The organism is Amaricoccus sp. (genome assembly GCF_017995835.1).
Lineage (GTDB): Bacteria > Pseudomonadota > Alphaproteobacteria > Rhodobacterales > Rhodobacteraceae > Amaricoccus.
The window spans coordinates 1-25,969 of the sequence record NZ_JAGOID010000039.1; the positions used below are offsets into that span (position 1 = coordinate 1).

Consider the following 25,969-nt stretch of genomic DNA (forward strand, 5'->3'; position numbering starts at 1 on the left):
GGTGCGGGCGAGCATCTCCTCCTTGGCCTTGGTGTAGGCCTCCCAGCGCACCCGGCTTTGCAGATCCATCGGCGAGAGCTTCCATTGCTTCATCGGGTCGTGGATGCGCATCAGGAAGCGCAGCTGCTGCTCCTCGTCGGTGATCGAGAACCAGTATTTCACCAGCCTTATGCCCGAGCGGACCAGCATCCGCTCGAATTCCGGCACGTCGCGAAAGAACTGCTCGACCTCGTCTTCGGAGGCAAAGCCCATCACCCGCTCGACCCCGGCGCGGTTGTACCACGAGCGGTCGAAGAGCACGATCTCTCCCCCCGCCGGCAGGTGCGGCACGTAGCGCTGGAAGTACCACTGGGTCTTTTCGCGGTCGGACGGGGCGGGGAGCGCCACCACGCGGGCGATGCGCGGGTTCAGCCGCTGGGTGATCCGCTTGATCACGCCGCCCTTGCCGGCCGAATCCCGACCCTCGAACAGGACGACGATCTTTTCCCTGGTGTAGCTCACCCAGCTTTGCAGCTTGATGAGTTCCGACTGCATCCGCAGGAGTTCGCGGAAATAGACCGCCCGCTCGATCGAGGGCGGATGGCTCCGCTTGTAGATCCTGCGGATCTCCATCGACAGCGCCGGCTCGGAGAGTTCGAGCTCGTAGTCCTCGTCGAGCGTGTCGGCGAGCTCCGCCTCGAGCCAGTCGAGCCCCCGGTCGTCGTCCGCCATCCTGCGTCCCCCTGTCGCGACCGCCGTTGAATATCAGCGCCATCGCCGCGAGGAAGTGAAGCTTTCGTGACGCCTCCGAGGACTGGCTAGGGCGCTTCCTCCCCCTTCTCCTCCTCCTCGTCCGGCGGGCCGAACCTCTCGCGGATGCGCTTGTCGATCTGGTCGCGGGTCTGGCGATAGGCGGCGAGCTTGGCCTCGCGGCTCTCGCCGAGGCCGGTCGGGTCGAAGGTCGGCCAGTACTCCACGTCGATCGCGTGGTAGCGGGTGTATTCCTGCGCCTGCCGCATCGCGGCCGGCGACAGCGCGACGATGAGGTCGTAGGCGTCGATCCGGTCGCCCCATTCCTCCATCTGGTGGAAGCTGCGCACCCGGTGCTTCTCGATCGGCACGCCGATCTCGGCCGCAACCGCGACGGAGAACCCGTCGACGTCGAGTTCGTTCTTCACCCCGGCCGACTGCACGTAGATGCGTTTGCCGTAGTACTTCTTCATCATGCCCTCGGCCATGGGCGAGCGCACCGCGTTGTAGTCGCAGCAGAAGAGGACCGAGGTCGGTTGGGTCACGCTCAGCCCTTGAAGTGCAGCACGCAGAGCAGGGTGAACAGCCGCCGCGCCGTCGCCATGTCGGTGTCGACCTTGCCCTCCAGCCGCTCGATCAGGATGCGCGAGCCCTCGTTGTGAATGCCGCGCCGGCCCATGTCGATCGCCTCGATCTGCGCCGGCGGCAGGCGCTTGACCGCGTCGAAATAGGCCTCGCAGATCTGGAAGTAGTCCTTCACCACCTGGTTGAAGGGGGAGAGCGACAGGTGGACCTCGCCGGCCTTCTCGCCCGCCTCGGTCTCGACGTCGAAGACGAGCCGGCGCTCGCGGATGGCGAGCTTCAGCCGGTAGGGGCCGGGCGGCGGCTGGCGGCCTTCGCGTCCGGGCAGGCCGAAGGCGTTGTTCTCGATCAGGTCGAAGATCGCCACCCGTCGCTCCTGCTCGATCTCGGGCGTCGCCGGCGCGAGGCCGGTCTCGTCGAGCGTCACCGCGATCAGCCGCGCCGCCGGCTTTTCCTCGTCCGCCATTGCCTTACCCCTCGTTCAACCGGTCGAGCCGCGCCCTGACCGAAAGCCCGTGCGCCTCGAGCCCCTCCGACCGCGCCAGCCGCTCCGCCGCCGGTCCGATCGCCGCGAGCGCCGCCGGCGTCATCCGCGCGATCGTGGTGCGCTTCATGAAATCGAGCACCGAGAGCCCGGACGAGAACCGCGCCGAGCGCGCGGTCGGCAGCACGTGGTTCGGCCCGCCGACATAGTCGCCGATCGCCTCCGGCGTCAGCGCCCCGAGGAAGATCGCGCCGGCGTTGCGGATGCGCCCCGCCACCGCCTCGGCGTCCGACGTGCAGATCTCCAGGTGCTCGGGCGCGATCCGGTCGGTCAGCCGCGCCGCCTCGTCCCAGTCGGCGACGACGATCACCGCGCCGTAGTCGCGCCAGCTCGCCCCCGCCACCTCGCGCCGCGCCAGCGTCGCGAGCCGCGCCTCGATCGCCGCCGCCACCCGGTCGCCGAAGCCGGCGTCGTCGGTGACGAGCAGCGCCTGCGCCGCCGGGTCGTGCTCGGCCTGGCTCAGCATGTCGAGGGCGATCCAGTCGGGGTCGTTGTCGGCGTCGGCGATCACGAGAATCTCCGAGGGCCCGGCGATCATGTCGATGCCGACGCGCCCGAACACCCGCCGCTTGGCCGCCGCCACCCAGGCGTTGCCCGGGCCGACGATCTTGTCGACCGGGGCGATCGTCTCCGTCCCGAAGGCGAGCGCCGCGATCGCCTGCGCCCCGCCGATCCGGTAGACCGTCTCCACCCCGGCGAGCCGGGCCGCCAGCAGGACCAGCGGGTTGACCATGCCCCCCGGCGTGGGCGCCGCGACGACGACGCGCGGCACGCCGGCGACCCGCGCCGGGACGGCGTTCATCAGCACCGAGGACGGATAGGAGGCGAGCCCGCCCGGCACGTAGAGCCCCGCCGATCCCACCGCCGTCCAGCGCCAGCCGAGTTCCGCCCCCGTCTCGTCGGTCCAGCGGGCGTCCTCGGGGATCTGCCGCCGGTGATAGGCCTCGATCCGCGCGGCGGCCAGTTCGAGCGCCGCCCGGTCCTCCGGGGCGACCGAGACGCAGGCCGCGTCGATCTCGTCGGCCGAGAACGCGAGCGTTCCGGGGGTCAGCTCCAGCCGGTCCCAGCGCGCCGTCCGCTCGATGACGGCGGCGTCCCCGCGCGAGGCCACGTCCGCGAGGATGTCCGCCACCGCGGCGTCCACGTCGGCGTCGGCCTCGCGCTTGGCCGCGAGCAGCGCGGCGAAGCGTCTCTCGAAATCCGCCTCGTTGGTGGAAAGAACAACCGGCATCCGCGCCCTCCGTCCCGGCGACATACCCTCCGCCGCCGGACGCCTCAAGCCTCGGCCACGCCGGACCCCGCTTGCTGCCGGCCGATCACGCTTCGCGCGGAACCCGGCCTCAGACCGGGCATGTCACGCAGCGTCATGTCTCGTCGTGCGACGGGGGGCGGCTCGCCTGGGCGAGATAGGGTTGGCTCACGTCGACGAGCGCGACGTCGAGGCATTCCACGTCGACCGCGATCTCGCCGTCGCCGGCGAGGATCAGCCGCACCACGCCCGCGCCGTCCTCGCTCGGCTCGAAGCCGATGGAGAGCACCGAGATCGCGGTGTCGTGGTCGGCCGGATCGACGCCCGACGCGCGGACCCGCAGGGCGTCGGCGATCGTCAGGATCGATTGCACCCGCTCGTAGGGTCGTCCCTGCCGTCGGGCGGCCGGCGCGTCCTCCCAGCGGAAGCGGCGCAGCAGGACCGTCAGCTTCCGCCGCTTCGGCGTCCAGGCGACGTCGCCGACACCGGCAAGCGCATCCTGCACGAGCGCGGAGAGCACCCCGAGGTCCTCCGCCGTCTCCGCAGCCAACCGCAGCGGGCGTTCGGCGCCATCCTCGAAGCGCGCGTCCTCGCCCTGGCCGCGGCTTTCCTCCGCCATCAGGCCGCCCGCTCGGAGACGCGCTCGATCTGGGCGCCGCAGGCGGAGAGCTTGTCTTCCAGCCGCTCGTAGCCACGGTCGAGATGATAGACCCGCGCCACCCGGGTCTCGCCCTCCGCGGCGAGCCCGGCAAGGATCAGGCTGACGCTCGCCCTCAGGTCGGTCGCCATCACCGGCGCGCCGCGAAGCCGCTCCACGCCGGTCACGGTCGCGACGCCGCCATGCACCTCGATATGCGCGCCCATCCGGATGAGTTCCGGCGCGTGCATGAAGCGGTTCTCGAAGATGCGCTCCTCGAGCCGGCTCACCCCGTCGGCCAGCGTCAGCAGCGCCATCATCTGCGCCTGCAGGTCGGTCGGAAAGCCCGGGAAGGGCGCCGTCTCGACGTCCACCGCCGCGATGCCGCCGTTCTGGCGGGAGACCTTCACGCCATCGGCCGTGTCCTCCACCTCGATCCCGGCGGCCTCGAGCTTGTCGGCGAAGGCGGCGACCAGCTCGCGCCTGCCGCCGACCATCTCCACCTCGCCGCCGGCGAGCGCCGGCGCGAGCATGTAGGTGCCGAGTTCGATCCGGTCGGCGACCACGGGATGGGTCGCGCCGTGCAGCCGGTCGACGCCCTCGATCTCGATGGTCTCCGTGCCCTCGCCCTCGATTTGGGCGCCCATGGCGCGCAGGCAGCGGGCGAGGTCGGCGATCTCCGGCTCGCGCGCCGCGTTGCGCAGCACCGTCGTGCCCTTGGCCAGCGTCGCGGCCATCAGCAGGTTCTCCGTCGCGCCGACCGAGACCATGGGGAATTCGACGAGCCCGCCGCGCAACCCGTTCGGCGCGCTCGCATGAACGTAGCCGTCGCGCAGGTCCAGCGTGGCCCCGAGCCGCTCGAGGCCCATCAGGTGCAGGTCGACGGGACGCGCCCCGATGGCGCAACCGCCCGGCAGCGACACGACCGCATGGCCGTCACGCGCCAGCATCGGCCCGAGCACGAGGATGGAGGCGCGCATCTTGCGCACGATGTCGTAGTCCGCGACGTGGTTGGATATGCCTTCCGCGCCCATCACCAGCACGCGTCCGGCCTGCAGGCTCGCCACCTCGCAGCCGAGGCTCTCGAGGAGCTGGGCCATGGTGCGGATGTCCGAGAGCCGCGGCGCGTTCGTCAGCGTCAGCGGCTCCTCGGTCAGCAGCGCCGCCGGCATCAGCGCGAGGCAGGCGTTCTTGGCGCCGGAGATCGGAATGCGCCCGGTGAGCCGTTGCCCGCCGCGGACCAGAATGCTGTCCATATACCCTCGCTACTTCTCCCGGTCGCCGCCGGCCGTGTCCCCGGCCGCCGCGCGCTTGCGCTTCTGCGCCTTCCGCCGGGCGAGATTGGCGCGCAGCGCCTCCGCCAGCCGGTCGGCCTTCGCCTTCCCCGTCACGGGGCGTTGAGCCTTGGCCGGTTCGGGCGGCGCGCGCATGGCGCCTGTCTAGCCCAGCCCGACGGTGCGGTCCAGAACGCCCCCGCGGGCAATGGTGGGCGATGACGGACTCGAACCGCCGACATCCTCGGTGTAAACGAGGCGCTCTACCAGCTGAGCTAATCGCCCGCCGCCCGCCTCCTACCGCCGGGGGCGCCCGGCGGCAAGCCCGGCGTCAGGCGTAGAGCGTGCGGGCCGCCAGCCGGGCCGGACCGTCCGGGTCATGCGCCGGCAGCACGATCGTCGGCCGGCCGAGGGCGAAGTCGCGGATGGCGGCGAGACTGCGCGCGGCCTCCGCGGGCGCGTTGGTCACGCCGTCCGTCCGTCCGTTTCGAAGGTTGTCGAGGTCGTAGGTGGCGTCGCCGGCGAGGAAGTAGGCGACGTCGTCGTCGAGCACGACGACCGATGCGTGGCCGGGGGAGTGTCCCGGCGTCGGGACGAGGGCGACGCGCCCGTCGGCGGTCACGGGGTGCGAGGCCGGGAACGGCCCCAGCGCCGGCCCGTCCATGTCGACGAGTTCGGGCCGCAGCCAGATCGGCCAGCGCTGCGGCAGGCAGCCGGCGAGCCGACCGCCGAGGCCGCGCGCCGCGTCGTAGGCCAGGCGCGGGCCGATGATCCGCGCGTTCGGGAAGTGATCGAGGCCGCCGGTGTGGTCGTGGTGGAAATGCGTGAGGATCACCGCGTCGATGTCGCGCGCCGGGTCGATCCCGAGCGCGAGGAGGCGCGGCCCGATCTCCTCGTGCGGCGCGACCTTGATCTCGACCTCGCGGGTGAAGAACGGGTTCCAGCGCGGCAGGTAGCCCGGGACCGAGTTGCGCCATGTGTCGCCCGTGTCGACGAGAAAGCGGCCTTCGGGGTGCTCGACCAGGAAGGCGAGGATCGGCAGCGGCTCCGTCCATTCCCGGTCGCGGAAGATGTCGATCTTGCGCCCGAACGCGCCGCGACCCTCGCGCGCGGTGCGCTGGGCGGTCTTCATCCGCGCCTTGCCGGTCTCGATCGCCGTAACCCGGATCATCGTCGTCTCCATAAAAGGAACGATCGTTCTATATGTCGAATCGCGGACGCTTGTAAAGAACGATCGTTCTGTTTATGCCCGAACCATGCCACGGATCACCGACGCGCGCCGGGCCGAGAGGCGGGCGCAGATTCTCGACGCCGCCCGGTCCTGCTTCCAGGAGCGGGGGCTGCATCTCACCACCATGGACGACATCATCCGCGCCTCCGGCCTGTCGGCGGGCGCGGTCTACGGCTACTTCGCCTCGAAGGAGGCGCTGATCCTCGCGGCGATCGCCGGCGGGCTCGAAGGAATCGGAGCGCTCGTCGCGCCGATCCTCGCGCGCCGGCCGCCTCCCGCGCCGGCCGAACTGGCGGGCGCGCTCACGGCCGCGATCGACCGCGCCTCGGCGGGCGGGGCGGACATCCGCCGCATCGCCGTGCTCGGCTGGGCCGAGGCGCAGCGCGACCCGGGCGTGCGCGCGGCGATGGCCCCCGCCTACGCGGGCTTCCTCGCGGCGTTGACATCGGTTGCGGCGGTGTGGCGCGACGCGGGCCTGCTCGCGCCCGGCACGGCGCCCGCCGATGCGGCGCGGGTCGTGCTCGCGCTCTGCCTCGGCCATGTCGCACAGGTCGCCGTGCTCGGCGAGGCCGCGCCGGGCGCGCTCGAATCCGGGCTCGCCGGGCTCCTCCGCCCGGCCGGGCCTAGCTGACCGCGGCGATCCAGAGCGGCAGCGTGGCGCAGCCGAGGAGCGTCATCTGCGCGATGGCGAGCGCGGCAAGGCCGCGGTCCGCTCCGAACACCGAGGCGAGCACATGCGAACCCGACGCCGTGGGGAGCGCCGCGAAGACGACGAGCGCCGCGGCGGCCTCCGGCGGCGCCCCGAACAGCCGGGCCGCGACAAGGGTCGCGGCCGGCAGCGCCACCAGCTTGATCGCGCAGACCGCCCCGAGGAACGGGTCCAGCCGCGCCAGCGCCCGCCAGTCCAGCGCCGCCCCGATCGAGAGCAGCGCCAGCGGGATCGCCGCCGCCGCGAGCCGCGCCAGCGCCGAGGCGAGCAGGTCGGGCAGCACGAAGCCGGTCGCCGCGCAGGCAAGGCCGAGCGTGCTGGCGAGGAAGAACGGGTTCAGAGCCACCATCCGCAGCGTGCGGAGCGGCCCGAGCGCGCCGCCCCGCGACAGCGCCACCACGGCGAGGACATTGGCCAGCGGCACGGCGAAGCCGATGGCGATCGGCATCAGCCCATGCGACGCCGCCGGCAGCGCCAGCACCGCGACGAGCCCGAGCGCGCTGTTGAACCGCCACGCCGTCTGCCAGACCCCGGCGAAGTCGAGGAAGCTCCGCGGCCCCAGCGGGCGGGCGAGCCAGCCGAGCGCCAGCCCGAGCCCGAGGATCGCCCAGACCCCGCCGCCCACGACGGCGGCATCGCCGAGGCCCGGCGCCCCGCTGGCCGCCGCCTGGAAGATGAGCGCCGGAAACAGGATCCGGAAGTTCAGCCAGTCGACCGCCTCCCATCCCGCCGGAGGCACGTGGGCCCGCATCGCGCGGCCGAGCGCCATCACCAGGGCGTCGGGCAGAAGCGTGGCGAGGATGGGGCTCATGGGGAGTGTGGTGGGCGATGAGGGATTCGAACCCCCGGCATCTTCGATGTGAACGAAGCGCTCTACCGCTGAGCTAATCGCCCCCGAGCGGGTCTCCTAGACCCGTTCCCGCCGGCCCGCAAGGGGCCGAGGCGGGAGGCTTGCCGGCGGCGGGCCGCCGGGGCGCGGGGCCTCAGGCCAGCGCGGCCCTGGCCTGGTCGACGATCGCGGCGAAGGCGGCCGGCTCGCGCACGGCGAGGTCGGCGAGCACCTTGCGGTCGACCTCGATCCCGGCCCGGTCGAGGCCGTTGACGAAGCGCGAATAGGTCAGGCTGGCGTCGTGTTCGCGGACGGCGGCGTTGATGCGCTGGATCCAGAGGGCGCGGAACTGGCGCTTGCGGACCTTGCGGTCGCGGGTGGCGTATTGCAGCGCCTTGTCGACCGCCTGCTTGGCGGTGCGGTAGTTGGTGGACCGGGCGCCGTAGTAGCCCTTGGCCTGCTTGATGATCTTGCGGTGGCGGGCATGGCTCGCCGGGCCGGCGGTGACGCGGGACATGTCGGTTCCTCCCTATCAGCGGTCGTAGGGCATGTAGGTCTTGACGATCTTCTCGTCCGGAGCCGAGAGAATCGTCGTTCCCCGCGCGTTGCGGATGAACTTGTTCGACCGCTTGATCATGCCGTGCCGCTTGCCGGCCTGCATGGCGACGACCCGACCGGTCGCCGTGACCTTGAAGCGCTTCTTGGCGCTTGCCTTGGTCTTCATCTTGGGCATTTCGGTTCTCCTCTGGAGATCGTTCGGGACGCGCCACGGCAGCCCGTACCAGCCGGGCGCGTCGGAGTGGAGCGGGGCCTATACAGCGGGGGCGGGCGCGGCGCAAGCCGCTTCGCGGGACGCCGTGCGCGTGGTAGGATGCGGGCATTTCAACCGTTGGAGCCATAGATGACCGAGACACGATTGACCCCCCACTTTCTGCTGGAGGAGTTCACCCTGTCGAGCAAGGCGCTTTCGATGGGGGTGAAGAACACGCCAACCCAAGAACACCTGCAAAACATCCAAGCCCTCGCGGAACAGATGGAGAAGGTGCGCGCCCTTTTCGACCAACGCATCGAGATCACCAGCGGATACCGCAATCCCGTGGTCAACGCGGCGGTCGGCGGCGTGCCCAACTCGGCCCATGCGCTGGGCCACGCGGCCGACTTTCACGTGGCCGAGCAAACCGACCTCAATGCCGCCAAACGCATCCGCGACAGCGGCCTGAAATGGGACCAGCTCATCTACGAGAAGAACCGCTGCGTGCACATCTCTTTTGCGCCGGCGATGCGGCAGATGGTCATGCGCCAGCCCGGCGGGCCCGGATCGCCGGTCCACAAGGGACTTGAGCCCTCTGGAAAATGAGCGCCATTGGGGCCGGCAACTGGCGAGGGTGAGGTGAACCAGCCGGTTTCGGCTGCCGCGTTTTCCGACTTCGTCGGCGCGATCTACGATTGCGCGCTCGATCCCTCGCGCTGGCCGGAGGTGCTGGCGGCGCTGGGCGCGGAGATGCAGTTCCGCATGTCGAGCCTCATCCTCGTGGTCGCGCCGCAGGGCGGCACGCTCGACGCCGGCGTCCGGGCGCTCCTCGACATCACCACGGGCATCACCGCGGAACAGCGCCGCGCCATGCTCGACACCGGCCAGGCCTCCGTGGAAGCCTGGGGGCCGCCCGGGACGCTGGCGCGCCTGCCGCTGGAGACGCCGCTGGTGCGGAGCGAGATCAATCCCGACGCCGCCGGCTCGCGCTTCGTCCGGGAGCAATGCCTGCCGCTCGGCTTCTTCGACAACCTGTCGATCCTGCTCTCGCGCGAGCGCACCTCGTTCAGCGTCGTCAGCTTCAACCGGCATGTCGACGACGGCCCGATCCGCGAGGCCGAGGTCGAGCTTGCCCGGCTGCTGGTTCCCCATCTCAGGCGCGCGCTGGTGGTCAGCCAGCTGCTCGAGGCGCGCCTGGTCGAACGGGCGGCCTATCACGCCGTGCTCGATACGCTCTCGGTGGCGGTCCTGCTGGTCGGCCCCGACCTCGGGCTCGTGCACGCCAACCGCGCCGGCGAGACGCTGCTCAGGACGGGCGATCCCTTGGGCGTGCGCCATGGCCGGGTCTCGGCGCCGGGCGGCCTCGCGGCGGCGCTCGCGGTGGCCGTCGCCGCGGAGCGGGAGCATATCGGCCGGCGCGGCCTCGGAGTTCCGGCGCGGCGCGCGGACGGGGAGGCGCTGGTGCTGCACGTGCTGCCGCTCGGCGCGGCGAGCCGGATGGGCGGCGCGGCGGCGGCGATCTTCGTGGCGCCCGCAGCCGCGCCGCCGCCGCCGCCGCTCGCCGCCGTGGCGGCGCTCTTCGACCTCACCCCCGCCGAGGCGCGGGTTCTGGAGGCGGTCGGCGCCGGCCGCACGCCCGAAGAGGCCGCCGCCGCGCTTGGCATCGCCCGCTCCACCCTCCACACCCACCTGCTGCGCCTGTTCGACAAGACCGGGACGCATCGCCAGGCCGACCTCGTGGCGCTCCTCGCCTCGTTCACGCTGCCAATCGGCTGACGCGCATCCACCAAACGGTGGACGCGTCGCGCCGCGATTCGGCGCTCCTCTCGACGCCCGCAGGCCGGATTCCACCGACCTGGCGATCGGAGGGGCAACTGCATGTCGATCAACAACAGCCGTGAGTATCTCGAGTGGTTGGCGACCGAAGGCGCGGTCGTGACCGACCATCTCGTTCCCGGGCGCAACGTCCAGATTCCGCCCGGAACCTACATTCCGAACTGGGACGCCAACGCGTTCGACAGCGTCACCTTCAAGGGCACGGCGGGGAAGGACACGCTGTTCGGCGGCGGCGGTGAGGTGTACGACTTCTTCCTCGGCACGCGCGGCGACGACCTCTACGGGGTCGGCCCCTCTCCGGAGATCTTCGTCAACGCCTACGCCGACTACAGCGGCGCGCACCGGGGCGTCTTCGTCGACATGACGTACCGGGGCAGCCGCACCTTTACCGACGCCGACGGCGAGGTCCGGACTGTGGCGATCGTCGGCAGCGCGCGGGACGGGTTCGGCGGAACCGACTATTTCGCCGAGAGCGACGCGTTCGGGGCCCCGGGCTTCAGCAGCGTCATCGGCGTCTTCGGGACCTCGCGCCGGGATGTGATGATCGGCGGCGGCGGTTTTGACGATTTCTATGGCGGCGCCGGCGACGACCTGCTGATCGGCGGGTTCGCGCACGGCGGCGAGGGCGACGATATGCTGATCGGGCGCGCCACCGGCGACTTTCAGTACGGCGCCCACGGCGACGAAGGGGATGACTGCCTGCTGGGCACCGATTTCGAGGACTTCCGGTTCGCCGGCGGCGATGGCGACGACCGGATTTTCGCGCGTGGCGGCGACGACGGATACGTCGTGGGCGAGGCGGGCAACGACTACGTCGATGGCGGCGCCGGCGACGACTTCATCGACGGCGGCGTCGGGTGCGACGTGTTGGTCAGCGGATCGGGGAGCGACATTATCAACCCCGACGTGGAGTTCTTCCAGTCGAACCCCAGCCAGCCGACCGACGGCGCCCGCGACGTGATCCGGGTGACCAAGGACGACCTCGGCGCCTTCCGGGACCGGGTGCTGTTCAACGCCTTCGAGGAGGGGATCGACGAAATCCGCTTCGGCGCCGCAGTTCGCGGTGGCGTCGATTTCCGCGTCTATCAGGAGACGAGCCCTGTCAACGGCAGCATCAGCACCGTGCTCCAGATCGACCACAACGACGACGGGTTCGGCGACGACACGCCGGATGTGAACGACTACTTCCTCACGGTCGGGGGCGCCGACCTGTCGCTGCACGACGGCTATCTGCTCACCTGAGCGCGGGCGTCCCCTGCCCCGAACCTGCATCCCCGCGCTTGACAGGCGCGGGGGATCTGGCGATACAGCGGCCTTCCGCCGGGGCCCGTGGTTCCGGCGGCAATGTGCTGTTCCAAAGCGCGCAGTCCGCAGGCGCGGGGGCCATCCCCGCGGCAACGCCGGCAGGGCCGGGGCCGAAGGACGCGGGGACGAAGAAGGAAAACGCGGATGTACGCGGTGGTGAAGACCGGCGGCAAGCAATACAAGGTCGCCAAGGACGATATCTTCCTCGTGGAGAAGCTCGCGGGAGAGCCCGGCGAGACGGTGGAGTTCGGCGAGGTTCTGCTCGTCGGCGGCGACACGATCACGGTCGGCGCGCCGCTCGTGGCCGGCGCCAGCGTTCGGGCCGAGGTGCTCGAGCAGACCAAGGGGCCGAAGGTGATCTCGTTCGTGAAGCGGCGGCGCAAGCATTCGTCGCAGCGCAGGCGCGGCCATCGCCAGCAGCTGACGCGGGTGAAGGTCGTCGAGATCGTCGCCGGCGGCGCGAATTAAGGAGAGGGCGTCATGGCTCACAAGAAGGCAGGCGGCTCGTCCCGGAACGGCCGCGACAGCGCGGGCCGGCGGCTCGGCGTGAAGAAGTTCGGCGGCGAGGCGGTGATCCCGGGCAACATCCTGGTGCGCCAGCGCGGCACCAAGTTCTGGCCGGGCGCGGGAGTCGGGCTCGGCCGCGACCACACCATCTTTGCGGTGTCCGAGGGCCGGGTGCAGTTCCACAGCGGGCTGAAGGGGCGGACCTTCGTCTCCGTCGTCGCCGCGGCCGAGGCGGCCGAATAGCCGACCCGCAGGCGGGGGAATGATCGAGGGGCCGGCGGTTTCGCCGGCCGTTCGCGTTTTCCGGCCGTCCATCCCCCCTTTGCGCAGGCCAGTCATGGCGACCGCCGCCCATCACCAGCCCGATATCGTCACCGCCCGCCTGCGGCTGCGGCCGCTGCGGCCGCGCGACGCCGCGCTGATCGCGCTCCATGCCGGCGACCGGCGCGTCGCCGCGGCGACGGCGCTGATCCCGCACCCCTATCCGCCCGGCGCGGCCGAGGCCTTCATCGAGCGGGTGACCGCTCCCGGCGCCACGGAGCGGTGCTGGGCGATCGACGCCGGGGAAGGCGGCGGAAACGGGCTGATCGGCACGATCGGGCTCGAGCCGGCGGGCGACGGCGTGGCGGCGATCGGCTACTGGGTGGCGCCGGCGTTCTGGAACGTCGGCTACGCCAGCGAGGCGGTGGAGGGGCTCATCGCCTTCGCGGCCGGCGACGGCTGGCGCGCGCTGACGGCGGAGGTGTTTCAGGACAACCTCGCCTCGGCGAAGGTGCTGACGCGGGCGGGCTTCGCCTGGGAGGGCGAGGGCGAGGGGCATTCGGTGGCGCGCGGCGCCATGGTTCCGACCTTCCGCTATCGGCTGGATCTCGGATGAAGTTCCTCGACCATGCCCGTGTCGAGCTGCGCTCCGGCTCCGGCGGGCGCGGCTGCGTCAGTTTCCGGCGCGAGAAGTTCATCGAGTTCGGCGGGCCCGACGGCGGCGACGGCGGCAAGGGCGGCGACGTCTGGGCCGAGGCCGTCGACGGGCTGAACACGCTGATCGACTACCGCTACCAGCAGCATTTCTTCGCCCGGAACGGCCAGCCCGGCGCTGGCAAGCAGCGCACCGGCAAGAGCGCCGACGACATCGTGCTGCGCGTGCCGGTCGGCACCCAGATCCTCGAGGAAGACGGCGAGACGCTGATCGCCGACCTGACCCGCCCCGGCGAGCGGGTGCTGCTGGCGCAGGGCGGCAACGGCGGCTGGGGCAACCTGCGCTTCAAGACCTCGACCAACCAGGCCCCGCGCCATGCCAATCCCGGTCAGGAGGGCGTCGAGCGCACGGTCTGGCTGCGGCTGAAGCTGATCGCCGACGCAGGCCTGGTCGGGTTGCCGAACGCCGGCAAGTCGACCTTTCTCGCCGCCGTCTCCAATGCCCGGCCAAAGATCGCCGACTATCCGTTCACCACGCTGCATCCGGGCCTCGGCGTCGTGGCCGTGGACGGCCGGGAGTTCGTGGTCGCCGACATTCCCGGCCTGATCGAGGGCGCGAGCGAGGGGCGCGGCCTCGGCGACGCCTTCCTCGGCCATGTCGAGCGCTGCGCGGTGCTGCTGCATCTCGTCGACGGCACTTCCGCGACGCTGGTCGAGGACTACCGGGTGATCTGCGCCGAGCTGGAGGCCTATGGCCAGGGCCTCGCCGCGAAGCCGCGGCTGACCGGCCTCAACAAGATCGACGCCCTAGACGCCAGGGCGGTGGAGAAGGCGGTGAAGGCGCTGCGCAAGGCCGGGGCGACGGACGTGCTGCCGCTGTCCGGCGCGACGGGACAGGGGGTGCAGGACATGCTGCGCGCGCTCCGGGCCCGCATCGACGCGACGCGCGCGGAGGATGCGATCCCGGAGGGGCCGTGGCGGCCGTGAGCGGGGCCGGGGCGGGATCGGCCGCGATTCTCGACCGCGCCCGCCGCGTGGTCGTCAAGATCGGCTCGGCGCTCATCGTCGCGGAGGCGACCGGCCGGCCGCGCATGGAGTGGCTGGAGGGCCTCGCCGCCGACGTCGCCGACCTGCGCCGCCGCGGCAAGGCGGTGGTGGTCGTCTCGTCCGGCTCGATCGCGCTCGGCCGGCGCGCGCTCGGGCTGTCCGCCGGCGCGCTGACGCTTGAGCAGAGCCAGGCCGCCGCCGCCGTCGGGCAGATCCGGCTGGCGCAGGCCTACGAGAGCGTGCTCGCGCCGCTCGGGATCACCACGGCGCAGGTCCTGCTGACGCTCGAGGACAGCGAGAACCGCCGCCGCTACCTAAACTCGCGGCGCACCTTCGAGACGCTGCTCGATCTCGGCGTCGTGCCGATCGTCAACGAGAACGACACGGTTGCGACCGACGAGATCCGCTACGGCGACAACGACCGGCTGGCGGCGCAGGTCGCCGCGATGGCGGGCGGCGACGTGCTGGTGCTGCTCTCCGACGTCGACGGGCTCTACACCGCCGATCCGCGCGTCGATCCGTCCGCCCGCCGCCTCGACCGGGTGGAGAAGATCACCCCGGCGATCGAGGCGATGGCCGGCGGCGTCGGCTCGGCGCTCTCCAAGGGCGGCATGAGGACCAAGCTGATGGCGGCGCGCGCCGCCACCCGCGCCGGCTGCGCCATGGCGATCGTCGAGGGCGACCGGCCGCGGCCGCTCCGCGCGCTGGCCGAAGGCGCGCCCTGCACCTGGTTCGCCGCCGACGGCGATCCCCGCGCCGCCCGCAAGCGCTGGATCTCCGGCATGAAGCCGCGCGGCCGCATCGTCGTCGACGCCGGCGCCGTTGGCGCGCTCGCCCGCGGCAAGTCGCTGCTGCCCGCCGGCGTCACCGCCATCGAGGGCGGTTTCTCGCGCGGCGACCCGGTGGAGATCGTCGGACCCGACGGCGCCGTCGCCGCCCGCGCGCTCGCCGGCTATGACGCCGGCGAGGCCCGCATCATCATGGGCCACCGCTCCGACCGCATCGCCGCCCTGCTCGGCCATCCCGGCCGCGCCGCGCTGGTCCACCGCGACGACATGGCGCTCTGAGCGCCGCGCGGGCCGAGGTCGGCCGCTGGAACCCGGTCGTTCGCGAGCCTGACCGGCGAGGGGGAAGCCCCCCGTGGCCGGAGCGCGTCAGTTCGAGGAAGGCGCGGGCGTCCCGGCCGCAGGCGCGGGCGGGGCGGCGGGCGCTTCCGTCGCATCCGGGGCCTGCGGGACCGCCGGAGCGACGGCAGCCGGCTCGACCGGCGTGGCGGGAGCCGTGTCCGTCGCCGCCGGGGCGGCGGGAGCCGTGTCCGTCGCCGCAGGGGCGGCGGGAGCCGGCGGCGTCGCGGCCGGCGCGACGGGAACCGGCGGCGTCGCCGGGGCGTCGCTGGACGGCGGGGTTGCGGGCGCGTCGGCCATCCCCGGAGGCAGGAGGTCGGCGCCGAGGTCCGGGGTCGCGCCCGCCGGCGCCTCGGCCGGGGTTCCCACCCCGAGCCGGTCGAGCACCGACGACCCGCCGGTTTCGCGCGCCGCGATGACGGTGAGCGCGAGGCTGGTGATGACGAAGGCCACGCCGATGATCCACGTCATCTTGGAGAGCGCGGTCGCGGCGGCGCGGCCGGACATGACGCCGCCCCCGCCGCCCATGCCGAGGCCGCCGCCCTCGGAGCGTTGCAGGAGAACGACCCCGATGAGCGCGAGCGCGAGCAGGAGGTGGATGGTGAGGACGACTGTCTGCATCGCGACGGGGGAGCCTTTCCGGTGACCGGCGGCTCATTACCGGGCCGGGCGGGGTTTGTCGATGGCGGAAGCGCCCGCCGCGGCTCACCCTCGCCGCAGGTGCGCCACCGCGACGACCACGGCCACGGCGATCGCGCCGAGTCCGAGCAGGAGCCAGACATACTGCTCGACCAGCGCCACCAGCATGGCAGCGATCCCGACCGCGACGCCGATGACGATCAGCCGCCAGTTTCCATGCACGCCGGCGAGGAACGTCCCCAGCGCAAGGATCGCCCCGTTCATCAGCCCCACCCCGGCGCCGGCGAAGCGCCCGGCGTCGATGAACACGAACACGGCCTCCAGCGCGGCGAGGACGCCGATCCAGTGCAGCGCCCAGCGCGGCGCGAGGCGGGCGATGCTGAAGTCGCCGCGGCGGTGCACCCATTCGATCGCCGCCGTGGCGAGGCCGTAGGCGACGGCCAGCGCCAGCCAGTAGGGCTGCGACGCGGCGAAGGATACGTCGCTCGCGCCGATCGCGGTGAAGGCGGCGAGGATCATCGCCGCGGCGATCACCCCATCGAATATCCGCCGCCAGTCGTGGCCCGTCCTGCCGCTCGATTCGATCTGCATCGTCCACCGCCCGTTTGTCTCTTCCGGACCATGCTGGCTCGACCGGCGGCGATCAAGCGCCGTCGCACGCGCGACGAACGGGAAGTGCGGTCGGCCGGGCCGCTTCGGGCGCTTCAGACGCCGAGCCGGTCCCGCAGTCCGTACCACCACGAGCCGACCACCGAGTAGGGCACCCGGAACGCCTGCCCGCCCGGGAACGGCCGCCAGGGCATCGCGGCGAAGGCGTCGAAGCGCGACAGGTCGCCGTCCACCGCCTCGGCCAGCATCCGCCCGAAGGCGTGCGTTCCGGTCACGCCGTGCCCGCTGTCGCCCTGGGCGAAGTAGACGTTGGCGTTCAGCCGGCCGATCTGCGGGACGCGGGTGAAGGAGAGGGCGAAGTTGCCGCTCCAAGCATAGTCGATCTGCACGCCCCGGAGCTGCGGGAACACCTTGTCGAGGTTGGGCCGCAGCTTCGCCACGATGTCCTTCGGGTCCGTGCCGCCGTAGACAGTCCCGCCGCCGAACAAGAGCCGCCTGTCGGCGGAGAGGCGGTAGTAGTCGAGGATCCAGCGCACGTCCTCGATGCAGGCGTCGCCCGGCAGCAGCGAGGCGGCGAGCTCCTCGCCGAGCGGCTTGGTCGCCATGACCTGCGTCGAGACCGGCATGACCCGCGGCGCGAGCTCCGGCACGACGGTCCCGAGATAGGCGTTGCCGCACAGGACGAGGACCCGGCAGGTCATCGAGCCCTTCGCCGTGCGGATCACCGGCTTCGCCGCGGCGATGTCGGCGGCGATCACCGGCGAATGCTCGTGTATCGTGCCACCGTTCGTCTCGAACGCCGCCGCCTCGCCGAGGGCGAGGTTCAGCGGATGCATGTGGCCGCCGGTCCGGTCGACCACGCCGCCGACATAGAGATCGGAGCGGACGTAGTCGCGCAGGCGATTGCGGTCGAGCAGCTCCTGGTTGCGGATGCCGAAGCTCTCCCAGACGGCGATGCGCTCGCGCAGGTCGCGCATGTGGGCCTCGGTCAGCGCGACGAAGACGTTGTCGTTCTTCAGGTCGCACCTGATGTCGTAGTCGCGCACCCGGGCGCGGATGATCTCGCCGCCCTCCTGCACGAGCCCGGCGACGAAGGTCGCGGCGGCGCGGCCGTAGCGGCGCTCGATGGTCTGGAGGCTCGCGTTGAAGCCGTTGACGATCTGTCCGCCGTTCCGCCCCGAGGCGCCCCAGCCGACGCGCGCGCCCTCGACGATGGCGACCTGGTAGCCCTTCTCGGCCAGATGCAGCGCCGTCGAGAGCCCGGCATAGCCGGCGCCGAGGACGCAGACGTCGATCTCGCGATCGCCCTCGAGCGGCGGCCGTTCCGGCGCGGGATTGGCCGAGGCGGCGTAGTAGCTGCCCGGATAGCGGCCGTCGCCGGGATAGGGCGCGAGCGCCATCACACCACCTCCAGATAGCTGTGGTACTCGAAGTCGGTCACGTTCTCGGAGAAGCGGCGCAGCTCCTGGCGCTTGCATTCGAGCAGCATCCGCTGCAACCGGCGGGAGAAGATGTGGGGGATGTGCGGCCCGTCCTCGAAGGCGTCGAGCGCCGAGGCCCAGTCCGGCGGCAGCTGCGGCAGATCCTGGGCGTAGGCGTTGCCGGTGATCGGCTCCGGCGGCGGCAGCTCCTGCTCGACGCCGATCAGCGCCCCGCCGAGGATCGAGGCGAGCACGAGGTAGGGATTGGCGTCCGCGCCGGCGACGCGATGCTCGATGCGGCGCGCCCTGGGGTTGCCGCCCGGGACGCGGATGGAGACCGTCCGGTTCTCGTAGCCCCAGGCGACCGTGGTGGGCGCGTGCGCGCCGGGGCGCAGGCGGCGGTACGAATTCTCGTGGGGCGCGAAGGTGAGCGCGCATTCCTGCATGGTGGCGAGCAGCCCCGCGACGGCATGGCCGAGGACGGGCGTGCCGGCGTCGCCGCCGTCGTCGAAGACGTTGCGGCCCGTCGCGTCCACCAGCGAGAAATGCACGTGCATCCCGCTGCCGGCGCGGAACCCGTAGGGCTTGGCCATGAAGCTCCCGGCGAGCCCGTGCTGTCGGGCGATGCCGCGCACGAGGCTCTTGAAATGCACCGCGTCGTCGGCGGCGCGCAGCGCGTCGGGGACGTGCATCATGTTGATCTCGAACTGGCCGGCGCCGTTCTCCGAGATCGCCGCGTCGGCCGGGATGCCCTCGATGGCGCAGGCGGCGTAGATGTCGTTGAGGAGCGCGTCGAAGTGGTGGAGCTCGTCGAGCGACAGCACCCCGTCGGAGTCGAGCCGCTTGCCGGAGAGCGGCGAGCGCGGCGGCTGCGGCGTCGTGTCGGTCGGGTCGACGAGGTAGAATTCCAGTTCCACCGCGACGACCGGAGTCAGGCCGCGGGCGCGGTAGCGCTCCACCACCGCCGCCAGCGCCCGGCGCGGATCGCCCTCGAAGGGCCGGCCGTGCTCGTCGTTCATCCAGTACTGCACGAGGCCCGAGGGCTTGCTCGTCCAGCTGATGTCGAGCGGGTCGCGGCCGGTCGGCTCGCAGACCCCGTCCGAATCGCCGGTCTCGAAGACGAGGCCGCTGTTCTCGATGTCCTCTCCCCAGATGTCGACGTTCATCAGCGAGAGCGGCATCCGCAGCCCGCCCGGCCCGAGCCTGCGCGCGCTCGCCACCGGCAGGCGCTTGCCGCGCAGCTGCCCGTTCAGGTCGCAGACGCAGGCGAACACGCTCTCTATCTCCGGCCGCTCGCTCAGCCAGGCCTCGATGTCGACCATCGGAATTCCCCTCGTTTCGGCCCCTCTCTAGCGAAGCGGAGCCGATCTTGCACGTGTGGCGGCGCGTGTGACGGCGCTGGCGCGAAGCTCAACGGGAGGCGCGCAGGCGCGAGCCGCGCAGGAGCCCGCGTTCCTCGAGCACCGGATAGGCGATCGACGCGAGCAGGGAGTTGATCTGCTTGAGGTCGCGGATGGTGTCGAGATGGATCGTGCTGGTCTCGAGGCTGCGCACCGCGCCTTCGCTCAGCCGGTCGAAATGGCTGCTGCTGCTGGCCTTCTCGAGGTCGCGCAGCCGGTCCTTCTCCTCGACGATCTGCCGCGCCGTCTCGAGGTCGCGCGACACGAGCACGTTGAAGGCCATGTGCGCCGTGGCGAGCACCGCGGCGTGGAACCGCACCAGCTCGTCCCAGCCGTCGTCGGTGAACTCGAGCCCGCGGCGCATCTTCTTCTGCACATGGGCCAGCATGTTGCCCACCACGATGTCGCCCACCTGCTCGAGCTTGATGCAGGCCTCCAGCAATTCCTGCCGTCGCCGCGTCTCGGCCTCGCTCAGGACGGCCGGGTCGAGCTTGGCCAGGTAGAGCTTGATCGCGGCGTGGCGGCCGTCCAGCCGATCGTCGAGCGCCGCCAGCGCGCGGACGCGCTCGGGATCGGCGTCGGCGTAGAGGTCGATGATGCCGCGCAACATCACCTCGACGATCTCGCAGGTCCGCACCACCTCGCGGGTGGCGTTGGCGAGCGCCTGCGAAGGACGGCCGATCGCCGCCTCGTCGAGCGCGGAGACCTCCGCCATCGCCAGCCCATCGCGCGGCCCCGGCGGCGCGGAGAGCGCGACCAGCCACGACGAGGCCGCCAGGACCACGCGCGACAGCGGCAGGCCGAGAACGAGGATGGCGAGGTTGAAGGCGAGATGCGCGTTGGCGATCCGCGCCGCGGGCTCCCCGAGGAAACCCAGCGCCGGGTGGACGGCGAGGAACAGCCCGAGCATCGCCAGCGACCCGAGCCCGCGCATCAGCAGGTTTCCGATCGGCACGACCCGCGCCGCCGGAGGCATGGCGCGGGTGAGCATCGGCGCGATCACCGAGCTGCCGAGGTTGACCCCGAGTACCATCACGATCCCGAGATCCGGCCCGACGAGGCCGCGCGACGCGAGCGTCGCCAGCAGCAGGATCGCCGCGATCGAGGAATGGAACAGCCAGGTCGCCACGGCCGCAATCAGATAGGCCGTCGCCGGGTCGCCGGCGAGCCAGGCGGCGACGCCCGGCGCCGCCGGGCTGTCGCGCAGCGGCTCGGAGGCGGCGCCGATCATCTCGAGGGACAGGAGCAGGAGGCCGATGCCGACGAGGATTCGCCCGACCTGCCGGAAGGCCCGCCGCTCGGTCACCATGAAGAGCGTGGTGCCGGCGGCCAGCGCCACCGGCACGAGCAGCGACAGATCGAAGGTCAGCACCTTGGCGGCGAGCGCCGAGCCGACCTCGGCGCCGCGAACGGCGAGCTGGCCGCCGAGGCTCCCGACCGCGCCCGAGCCGGCGAAGGAGGCGACGAGCAGCGTCACCGCGGTGGAGCTCTGGGTCAGGAGGGCGAGGCCCGCCCCGACGAGGACGGCCATCGCCGGCCGGTCCATCGCCCGCCGCAGCCTGAGCCGCAGCACCTCGCCGTAAGCCCGTTCCACCCCGGTGCGCACCATCCGCGTCGCGTAGAGCAGCAGCGCCACCGCCCCGGCGAGGTTGAGCAGGACGACGGATCCGCTCATCGCCGGGCGCCCCGCGGGAGGGCGAAGGCGGGGCGCAGCCGCGGCGCGGCGGTGGAATGGCGAGGGCGCGGGGCGAACGTCATGGAAATGTAACATTGACCCGCGCGACGGCAGCGGCAAGGGGCCGCCCGCGGCGAGCGTCGCGGGCGGCGGCCGCGGCTTCGGCTACGGGCGTCCCGCCACCGCGGCCACGGCGCGCCCGAAGGCCGGGTCGGCCATCAGGGCGCGGCAGCGGCGCAGGCGGCCGAGGCTGTAGGCCCAGAAATCATCGGCCGGATTGCCGTTCGCATGCTGGATCAGCCCCCAGAGCGTCCAGAGCAGGTCGCACATCGCCTTGTGGATCGTCATCCGCCCGGCCTCGGCCGCCGTGGGGGGCCGGTCGAAATAGGCGGCGATCAGCCGCGCGTCCATGTCGGGGTCGAACTCCCCCTCGACCGACAGGTCGCCGAGATCCCACAGGGGATCGTTGTTGCCGGAATATTCCCAGTCGACGATCCACATCCGCTCGCCGGCGTCGAGGAAGTTCTCGCACAGCGGGTCGCAGTGGCAGGGCGCGAGCGGGACCGGGCTGGCGGCGAGTGCGGCGCGCACCGGCCCCGCCTCGGCGACGACGTCGTGATAGCCCTCGGGCAGCGTCGCGCCGAGCCGCTCGAGATGGCCGAGGTAGTCGTCGATCATCGCGAAAAGCTCGAAGCGCCCGGCGAAGGGCGCCGCCGTGGTGTGCAGGCGCCGGAAGGCGCGCGCCGCCCGCTCCACCGCGCCGGGGCGCGCCGCGAAGAGCGCCGGCGTCATCGTCGCCGCGTCGGGGATGAAGGCGGTGAGCATCACCCCGTCCGCGCCGAAATGCAGCACCTCGGGAGAGACGCCCGCCGCGGCGGCGGCGCGGGCGTTCGCCGCCTCGGCGGCGCGGTCGATATAGGCCTCCGTCCCCGCGCCCGGCAGGCGCAGCACGACAACGTCCGGCCCCTCGCCCATCCGGTAGACGCGATTCGTCAGGCCGCCGAGGCGAAGCGCCGGCGCGCCGGCGAGGGATTCGCGGCCCGGGATGCGGGCGAGGGCTTCGGCTGGCTCCATCTGGTCCTCCTGTGCCGCCAGAGAGTATGATGGCTCGCGCCGCGTCAACCGAGCGGCGACGGGCGGAGGAACGAGCGCGAGGAAAGAGGCCGATGTCCGAAAAGCTCGACGCCGTCTATGGCGCGGCCAGCGCCGAGGAGATCTCGCGCACCTACGACGACTGGGCCGAAGCCTACGAGGCCGACATGCGGCGGTTCGGCTATCGCCACCCCGCGATCGGGCTCGCGCTTCTCGCCCGCCACGCCCCGCGCGGGGCGGCGCCGGTGCTCGACGCCGGCGCGGGGACCGGGCTCGTCGGCGAATGGCTCGGGCTCGTGGGCTTCCCGGTCGCCGACGCGCTCGACCTCTCGGAGGGAATGCTGGCGGTGGCCCGGCGCAAGGGCTGCTACCGCGCGCTGCACCGCGCCGCGCTCGGCGGGCCGCTGCCTTTCGCCGACGGCGCCTACGCCGCGGCGATCGCCACCGGAGTCTTCACCACCGGCCATGTCGGGGCCGAAGGGCTGGACGAGCTTGCCCGCGTGGTCCGGCCGGGCGGCGCGATCGTGCTGACGGTCAAGGAGACGGTCTGGCCCGCTTTCGTCGCACGGATCGCCGCGCTCGGGCTCGAGGTGCTCGACGAGACCCCGCCCTACCACTCGATGCCCGGCAGCGACGACCAGGCGCCGTCCCGCGCGCTGGCGCTGCGCGTGCGCGACGATTGAAACAGGCCGCCCACCGGCGCGCCTCCAGCTGAAACAGCGAGGCCGCAGTCTCCCCGCCATCCCGAACGACGGTACGCAAGGAGACACGACCATGCTGACCACCCTCGCCGAGGCGCTGCGCCAGCGCCGCCGCCGCGCCCGGCTCCGCCGCGAGCACGAGGCCCTGCTCGGCCTCGCCGACCACCGCCTCGCCGACATCGGCCTGCGGCGCGACGACATCCTGTCGCGCATCTCGCAAGTCTGACCCCCGCCGGGGACGGTCCGGTCAGCCCGGGAAGACGTAGCCCGCGCCGCGCACGGTCTTGATGAGCTGGGGGAAGTCCGGATCGTCCTCGAGCTTGCGGCGCAGGCGCACGACGCGGTGGTCGATGCTGCGGTCGTTGCTGTCGTCGTCGCGCGGGGGCGCGAGCTGCATCAGCACCTCGCGCGACAGGACGCGGCCGGGATTGGTCGCGAACGCGGCCACGAGATCGACCTCCATCGGGCTGAGCTCCACGGGCGCCCCCGTCGCGTCGCGCAGGCGGAACTCCCGCAGGTCGAGCGCATAGCGGCCGAAGGGCGTGCCCGCTGGCGGGCGGCGGCGCCGGAGCACGGCATCGATCCGCGCCGCGAGCTCGGCCGGCTCGAAGGGCTTGGCGAGGTAGTCGTCGGCGCCGACCTCGAGCCCGACGATGCGGTCGATCGCGCCGCCCGCCGCGGTGAGCATGACGATGCCGGGGTCGAGCCGGGCGCGCAGATCCCGGGCGACGTCGAGCCCGTCCCGCCCGGGCAGGCCGACGTCGAGCACGAGGAGATCCACCTGCCCATCCGCCGCGAGCAGGGCCTCGAGCCGCGTGGCGTCGCCGGCCGTCCGCACCGAATGCCCGCGCCCGCCGAGGTAGTCCGCGAGCAGCGCGCGGATGTCCGGTTCGTCGTCGACCACGATGATGCGCGCCATGCCTCGCCCCTCCCGGCTGCGACGAATGAAACAAATGCCGCGGCGCCGGGCAATATCCTGAAACGGGGCCGGGATCGGATGCGGGCGGCGCCGGCGCTTGACGGGCGATCCGGGCGATCCGCAACTGGAGCGTCCGGCGGGGGCTGGCGTGGCGGGTGCGGAGGCTGGGATGACGGCAGAGGACGACGGCGCCGCGGTCGCGAAGCGCGCGGCTGCGCGCCCCGCGGTGATCGCGACGGCGCTCCTCGCCACGTTCGCCGCAGGGATGGGACTCCGCTACGCGGCCGAAACCGGGGCCGCCCTGCCCTACGCGGCCGTGCTGGCGGCGACCGCGGCGGCGGCGGGGGCGGCGCTGTGGCTGAACGCCCGCGACCTCGCACGGATGCGCCGCGTCGAGTTCCGGCTGCGCGCGGCGATCGACGCGCTGCCCGACGGGCTCGCGGTCTACGACGCCGCCGAGCGGATCGTCCTGTGGAACGCGCGCTATCCCGAGCACCTCACGCCGTCGATGCGGCCGCACCTCGCCGCCGGGCGCCGCTTCGAGGACATCCTGCGCGCCGGGATCGCGTCCGGACCGGTCTACCATCCCGACATGGGGCCGGACTTCCCCGAGAAGCGCCTCGCCATGCGCGCGCTCGACCGCAGCGACCACGCCCAGCGCCTGGCCGACGGGCGCTGGCTGCGCATCCGCGAGAGCCGCACGCCGGACGGCGGGCGCGTGCTGCTCACCCAGGACGTCACGCAGGAGCGCCGCCGCGACGGCGAGCTGCGCCTGCTCGCCACGGCGATCGAGCAGGTCGGCGAACCGGTCGAGATCACCGACGCGGCGCACGTCTTCACCTACGTGAACCATGCCTTCGAGACCCTGACCGGCTGGCGGTCCGAGGAGGCGATCGGGCGCCAGCCGCAGGACGTGCTGGCTAGCGGCGTGCATCCGCCCGAGTTCTTCGCGGACATGCTGGCGCGGCTCGAGGGCGGCGGGACCTGGCAGGGCACGATCGTCAACCGCCACCGCGACGGACGGCTGATCGAGCAGGACACCACGATCTCGCCGCTGCGCGGGCCGGACGGCGTCATCAGCCACTATGTCGCGGTGAAGCGCGACGTCACCGCGACGCGCGCGCAGGCCCGCGCGCTCGCCGAGAGCGAGGCGCGCTATCGCGCGGTCGTGGACGCACAGACCGAACTCATCATCCGCGTCGACCCGAAGGGACGCTGGACCTTCATGAACCCCGCATCGGTGCGGTACTGGGGCATGACCGCGGAGGAGACGAACGCGCTCGGCATCAGCGACGCCGACACCATCCACCCCTCCGACCGCGCCGCCTTCCGCGAGCATCTCGCCCGCATCACCCCGGACAACCCGACCCACGCCATCGAGGTGCGTTCCGTGCAGATGAACGGCGAGGTCCACTGGGAGGCCTGGACGGACACCGGCATCTTCGACGCCGGGGGGAACCTCCTGGAAGTCCAGTGCGTCGGCCGGGTCATCGACGACCGCAAGCGTGCCGAGGCCGATCGCGATTCGGCCGAGCGGCTGCGGCAGGCGGCGCTGGAGGCGGCGCTCGACTGCTACGTCGGCATCGACGCGACCGGCGTGATCGTGGAGTTCAACGCCGCCGCCGAACGCACCTTCGGCTATGCCCGCGGCGAAGTGCTGGGCCAGCGCATGGCCGACCTCATCATTCCGCCGCACCTGCGCGCGGCGCACCTCGCGGGATTCGAGCGCCACCTCGCCACCGGCGAGGCCCGTCTGCTCGGGCGCAGGGTCGAGCTCGAGGCGATGCGCGCGGACGGCGCGACGTTCCCGATCGAACTCGTCATCGTGCGCGCCGACCGCGACGGCGGACCGCTGTTCCTCGCCTATCTGCGCGACCTGACGGCCCGCCGCGCCGCCGAGGACGCCCTCGCCGCCAGCGAGGCGCGCTTCCGCCAGATCGCGGAGGGCGTTCCGGTGGGCGTCATCATCAGCGAGATCGGCACGGGGCGGCCGCTGTTCCTCAACGCGACGGCGCGCCGGCAGCTGGGGCTGGGCCAGGAAGACCCCGCGCCGGAGACGATGCTCGCGACCTGGGTCGACGCGGGCGACCGCGACCGGCTTCTGGCCGAGGTGGCGCGGGCCGGCGCCGACTCCGGCTTCGAGGCGGAGCTCCACGCCGAGGGGGGGCGGATCACCGCGCACCTGTCGGCGACCCGGATCGACTACGGCGGCAGGCCCGCGCTGATGACCGCCGCGATCGACAT

Annotated in this window: 29 protein-coding genes, 2 tRNA genes and 1 pseudogene; 12 read left to right on the forward strand and 20 right to left on the reverse strand. The window is 72.3% G+C overall.

What is annotated here, in order from left to right; all coding sequences use genetic code 11:
• From ppk2 to KBA23_RS08165, 9 genes are all read right to left on the reverse strand, one after another.
• Positions 1–711 (reverse strand): polyphosphate kinase 2 (gene ppk2, locus KBA23_RS08125; protein WP_290739164.1); only part of this gene is annotated, 711 nt, incomplete at its 3' end.
• An 86-nt stretch (positions 712–797) separates the two neighbouring features.
• Positions 798–1,280: a low molecular weight phosphatase family protein gene (locus KBA23_RS08130; protein WP_290739237.1), complete on the reverse strand. Its 483-nt coding sequence runs from the start codon at positions 1,278–1,280 to the stop codon at positions 798–800.
• Positions 1,277–1,777 carry a UPF0262 family protein gene (locus tag KBA23_RS08135; RefSeq protein ID WP_290739167.1) on the reverse strand — a complete coding sequence of 167 codons (501 nt, stop codon included), beginning with the start codon at positions 1,775–1,777 and terminating at the stop codon, positions 1,277–1,279. The genes KBA23_RS08130 and KBA23_RS08135 overlap by 4 nt, the downstream gene beginning before the upstream one ends.
• Before the next feature lie 4 nt (positions 1,778–1,781).
• A complete protein-coding gene (gene hisD, locus KBA23_RS08140; protein ID WP_290739170.1) occupies positions 1,782–3,086 on the reverse strand; it encodes a histidinol dehydrogenase in 1,305 nt (434 codons plus the stop codon).
• 133 nt (positions 3,087–3,219) lie between these two features.
• Entirely contained in the window at positions 3,220–3,723 is a 504-nt protein-coding gene (locus KBA23_RS08145) for a DUF2948 family protein (RefSeq protein ID WP_290739172.1), read from the reverse strand.
• Positions 3,723–4,997 carry a UDP-N-acetylglucosamine 1-carboxyvinyltransferase gene (murA, locus tag KBA23_RS08150; protein WP_290739174.1) on the reverse strand — a complete coding sequence of 425 codons (1,275 nt, stop codon included), beginning with the start codon at positions 4,995–4,997 and terminating at the stop codon, positions 3,723–3,725. Before murA ends, KBA23_RS08145 begins: the two co-directional genes overlap by 1 nt.
• A gap of 9 nt (positions 4,998–5,006) precedes the next feature.
• On the reverse strand, positions 5,007–5,132 hold the full coding sequence (locus KBA23_RS08155) for a hypothetical protein (protein WP_290739243.1): 126 nt from the start codon (positions 5,130–5,132) through the stop codon (positions 5,007–5,009).
• A 92-nt stretch (positions 5,133–5,224) separates the two neighbouring features.
• Positions 5,225–5,300, reverse strand: a tRNA-Val gene (locus tag KBA23_RS08160).
• Positions 5,301–5,346: 46 nt separating this feature from the next.
• Entirely contained in the window at positions 5,347–6,186 is an 840-nt protein-coding gene (locus KBA23_RS08165) for an N-acyl homoserine lactonase family protein (RefSeq protein WP_290739177.1), read from the reverse strand.
• An 85-nt stretch (positions 6,187–6,271) separates the two neighbouring features.
• Here KBA23_RS08165 and KBA23_RS08170 point away from each other — a divergent pair, with 85 nt between their 5' ends.
• Complete coding sequence (locus KBA23_RS08170; RefSeq protein WP_290739179.1) at positions 6,272–6,877, forward strand: TetR/AcrR family transcriptional regulator; 606 nt, start codon at positions 6,272–6,274, stop codon at positions 6,875–6,877.
• Here the strand turns inward: KBA23_RS08170 and KBA23_RS08175 are convergent.
• The 4 genes from KBA23_RS08175 to rpmI form a co-directional block, all read right to left on the reverse strand.
• Positions 6,870–7,766 carry an AEC family transporter gene (locus tag KBA23_RS08175; protein WP_290739182.1) on the reverse strand — a complete coding sequence of 299 codons (897 nt, stop codon included), beginning with the start codon at positions 7,764–7,766 and terminating at the stop codon, positions 6,870–6,872. The two genes, KBA23_RS08170 and KBA23_RS08175, sit on opposite strands and share 8 nt — an antisense overlap.
• Before the next feature lie 8 nt (positions 7,767–7,774).
• Positions 7,775–7,849: transfer RNA gene (locus KBA23_RS08180), tRNA-Val, on the reverse strand.
• A gap of 89 nt (positions 7,850–7,938) precedes the next feature.
• Positions 7,939–8,301 carry a 50S ribosomal protein L20 gene (rplT, locus tag KBA23_RS08185; protein ID WP_290739184.1) on the reverse strand — a complete coding sequence of 121 codons (363 nt, stop codon included), beginning with the start codon at positions 8,299–8,301 and terminating at the stop codon, positions 7,939–7,941.
• Between the two features lie 15 nt (positions 8,302–8,316).
• Entirely contained in the window at positions 8,317–8,517 is a 201-nt protein-coding gene (gene rpmI, locus KBA23_RS08190) for a 50S ribosomal protein L35 (RefSeq protein WP_290739186.1), read from the reverse strand.
• 168 nt (positions 8,518–8,685) lie between these two features.
• Between rpmI and KBA23_RS08195 the strand changes: the two genes are divergently transcribed.
• The 8 genes and pseudogenes from KBA23_RS08195 to proB all read left to right on the forward strand — a co-directional run bounded on the left by KBA23_RS08195 (position 8,686) and on the right by proB (position 15,212).
• Positions 8,686–9,141 (forward strand): D-Ala-D-Ala carboxypeptidase family metallohydrolase, encoded by a 456-nt coding sequence (locus tag KBA23_RS08195; RefSeq protein WP_290739190.1) that lies wholly within the window; start codon positions 8,686–8,688, stop codon positions 9,139–9,141.
• Between the two features lie 33 nt (positions 9,142–9,174).
• Positions 9,175–10,311 carry a helix-turn-helix transcriptional regulator gene (locus KBA23_RS08200; protein WP_290739192.1) on the forward strand — a complete coding sequence of 379 codons (1,137 nt, stop codon included), beginning with the start codon at positions 9,175–9,177 and terminating at the stop codon, positions 10,309–10,311.
• A gap of 102 nt (positions 10,312–10,413) precedes the next feature.
• Complete coding sequence (locus tag KBA23_RS08205; protein ID WP_290739195.1) at positions 10,414–11,613, forward strand: calcium-binding protein; 1,200 nt, start codon at positions 10,414–10,416, stop codon at positions 11,611–11,613.
• 207 nt (positions 11,614–11,820) lie between these two features.
• Positions 11,821–12,141, forward strand: a pseudogene (gene rplU, locus KBA23_RS08210) (50S ribosomal protein L21); the annotation flags it as partial.
• 15 nt (positions 12,142–12,156) lie between these two features.
• On the forward strand, positions 12,157–12,426 hold the full coding sequence (gene rpmA, locus KBA23_RS08215; RefSeq protein WP_290739199.1) for a 50S ribosomal protein L27: 270 nt from the start codon (positions 12,157–12,159) through the stop codon (positions 12,424–12,426).
• A 94-nt stretch (positions 12,427–12,520) separates the two neighbouring features.
• Positions 12,521–13,060, forward strand: a complete 540-nt coding sequence (locus KBA23_RS08220; protein WP_290739201.1) for a GNAT family N-acetyltransferase — start codon at positions 12,521–12,523, stop codon at positions 13,058–13,060.
• A complete protein-coding gene (obgE, locus tag KBA23_RS08225) occupies positions 13,057–14,085 on the forward strand; it encodes a GTPase ObgE (protein ID WP_290739204.1) in 1,029 nt (342 codons plus the stop codon). Before KBA23_RS08220 ends, obgE begins: the two co-directional genes overlap by 4 nt.
• A 26-nt stretch (positions 14,086–14,111) precedes the next feature.
• Positions 14,112–15,212 (forward strand): glutamate 5-kinase, encoded by a 1,101-nt coding sequence (proB, locus tag KBA23_RS08230; RefSeq protein ID WP_290739240.1) that lies wholly within the window; start codon positions 14,112–14,114, stop codon positions 15,210–15,212.
• Positions 15,213–15,299: 87 nt separating this feature from the next.
• Here the strand turns inward: proB and secG are convergent, their stop codons facing one another.
• From secG to KBA23_RS08260, 6 genes are all read right to left on the reverse strand, one after another.
• On the reverse strand, positions 15,300–15,890 hold the full coding sequence (gene secG / locus KBA23_RS08235; RefSeq protein ID WP_290739207.1) for a preprotein translocase subunit SecG: 591 nt from the start codon (positions 15,888–15,890) through the stop codon (positions 15,300–15,302).
• Between the two features lie 84 nt (positions 15,891–15,974).
• Complete coding sequence (locus tag KBA23_RS08240; protein ID WP_290739210.1) at positions 15,975–16,499, reverse strand: hypothetical protein; 525 nt, start codon at positions 16,497–16,499, stop codon at positions 15,975–15,977.
• A gap of 113 nt (positions 16,500–16,612) precedes the next feature.
• The gene (locus KBA23_RS08245) at positions 16,613–17,917 is read right to left on the reverse strand and encodes an FAD-binding oxidoreductase (protein ID WP_290739213.1); all 1,305 of its coding nucleotides are present in this window, start codon (positions 17,915–17,917) and stop codon (positions 16,613–16,615) included.
• Complete coding sequence (locus KBA23_RS08250) at positions 17,917–19,260, reverse strand: glutamine synthetase family protein (RefSeq protein WP_290739217.1); 1,344 nt, start codon at positions 19,258–19,260, stop codon at positions 17,917–17,919. The genes KBA23_RS08245 and KBA23_RS08250 overlap by 1 nt, the downstream gene beginning before the upstream one ends.
• 88 nt (positions 19,261–19,348) lie before the next feature.
• A complete protein-coding gene (locus KBA23_RS08255; RefSeq protein WP_290739220.1) occupies positions 19,349–21,013 on the reverse strand; it encodes a Na/Pi cotransporter family protein in 1,665 nt (554 codons plus the stop codon).
• 165 nt (positions 21,014–21,178) lie between these two features.
• Positions 21,179–22,087, reverse strand: a complete 909-nt coding sequence (locus KBA23_RS08260) for a choline kinase family protein (protein ID WP_290739223.1) — start codon at positions 22,085–22,087, stop codon at positions 21,179–21,181.
• A 92-nt stretch (positions 22,088–22,179) separates the two neighbouring features.
• Here KBA23_RS08260 and KBA23_RS08265 point away from each other — a divergent pair, with 92 nt between their 5' ends.
• Together KBA23_RS08265 and KBA23_RS08270 are read left to right on the forward strand one after the other, a co-directional pair.
• Entirely contained in the window at positions 22,180–22,788 is a 609-nt protein-coding gene (locus KBA23_RS08265; protein ID WP_290739226.1) for a methyltransferase domain-containing protein, read from the forward strand.
• Between the two features lie 91 nt (positions 22,789–22,879).
• A complete protein-coding gene (locus KBA23_RS08270; protein WP_290739229.1) occupies positions 22,880–23,032 on the forward strand; it encodes a hypothetical protein in 153 nt (50 codons plus the stop codon).
• A 21-nt stretch (positions 23,033–23,053) separates the two neighbouring features.
• On the opposite strand, the gene KBA23_RS08275 is transcribed toward KBA23_RS08270, so the two are convergent.
• Positions 23,054–23,725 carry a response regulator transcription factor gene (locus tag KBA23_RS08275; RefSeq protein ID WP_290739231.1) on the reverse strand — a complete coding sequence of 224 codons (672 nt, stop codon included), beginning with the start codon at positions 23,723–23,725 and terminating at the stop codon, positions 23,054–23,056.
• Between the two features lie 169 nt (positions 23,726–23,894).
• Here KBA23_RS08275 and KBA23_RS08280 point away from each other — a divergent pair.
• Positions 23,895–25,969, forward strand: a 2,075-nt coding sequence (locus KBA23_RS08280; RefSeq protein WP_290739234.1) for a PAS domain S-box protein, incomplete at its 3' end; no start/stop codon positions are given.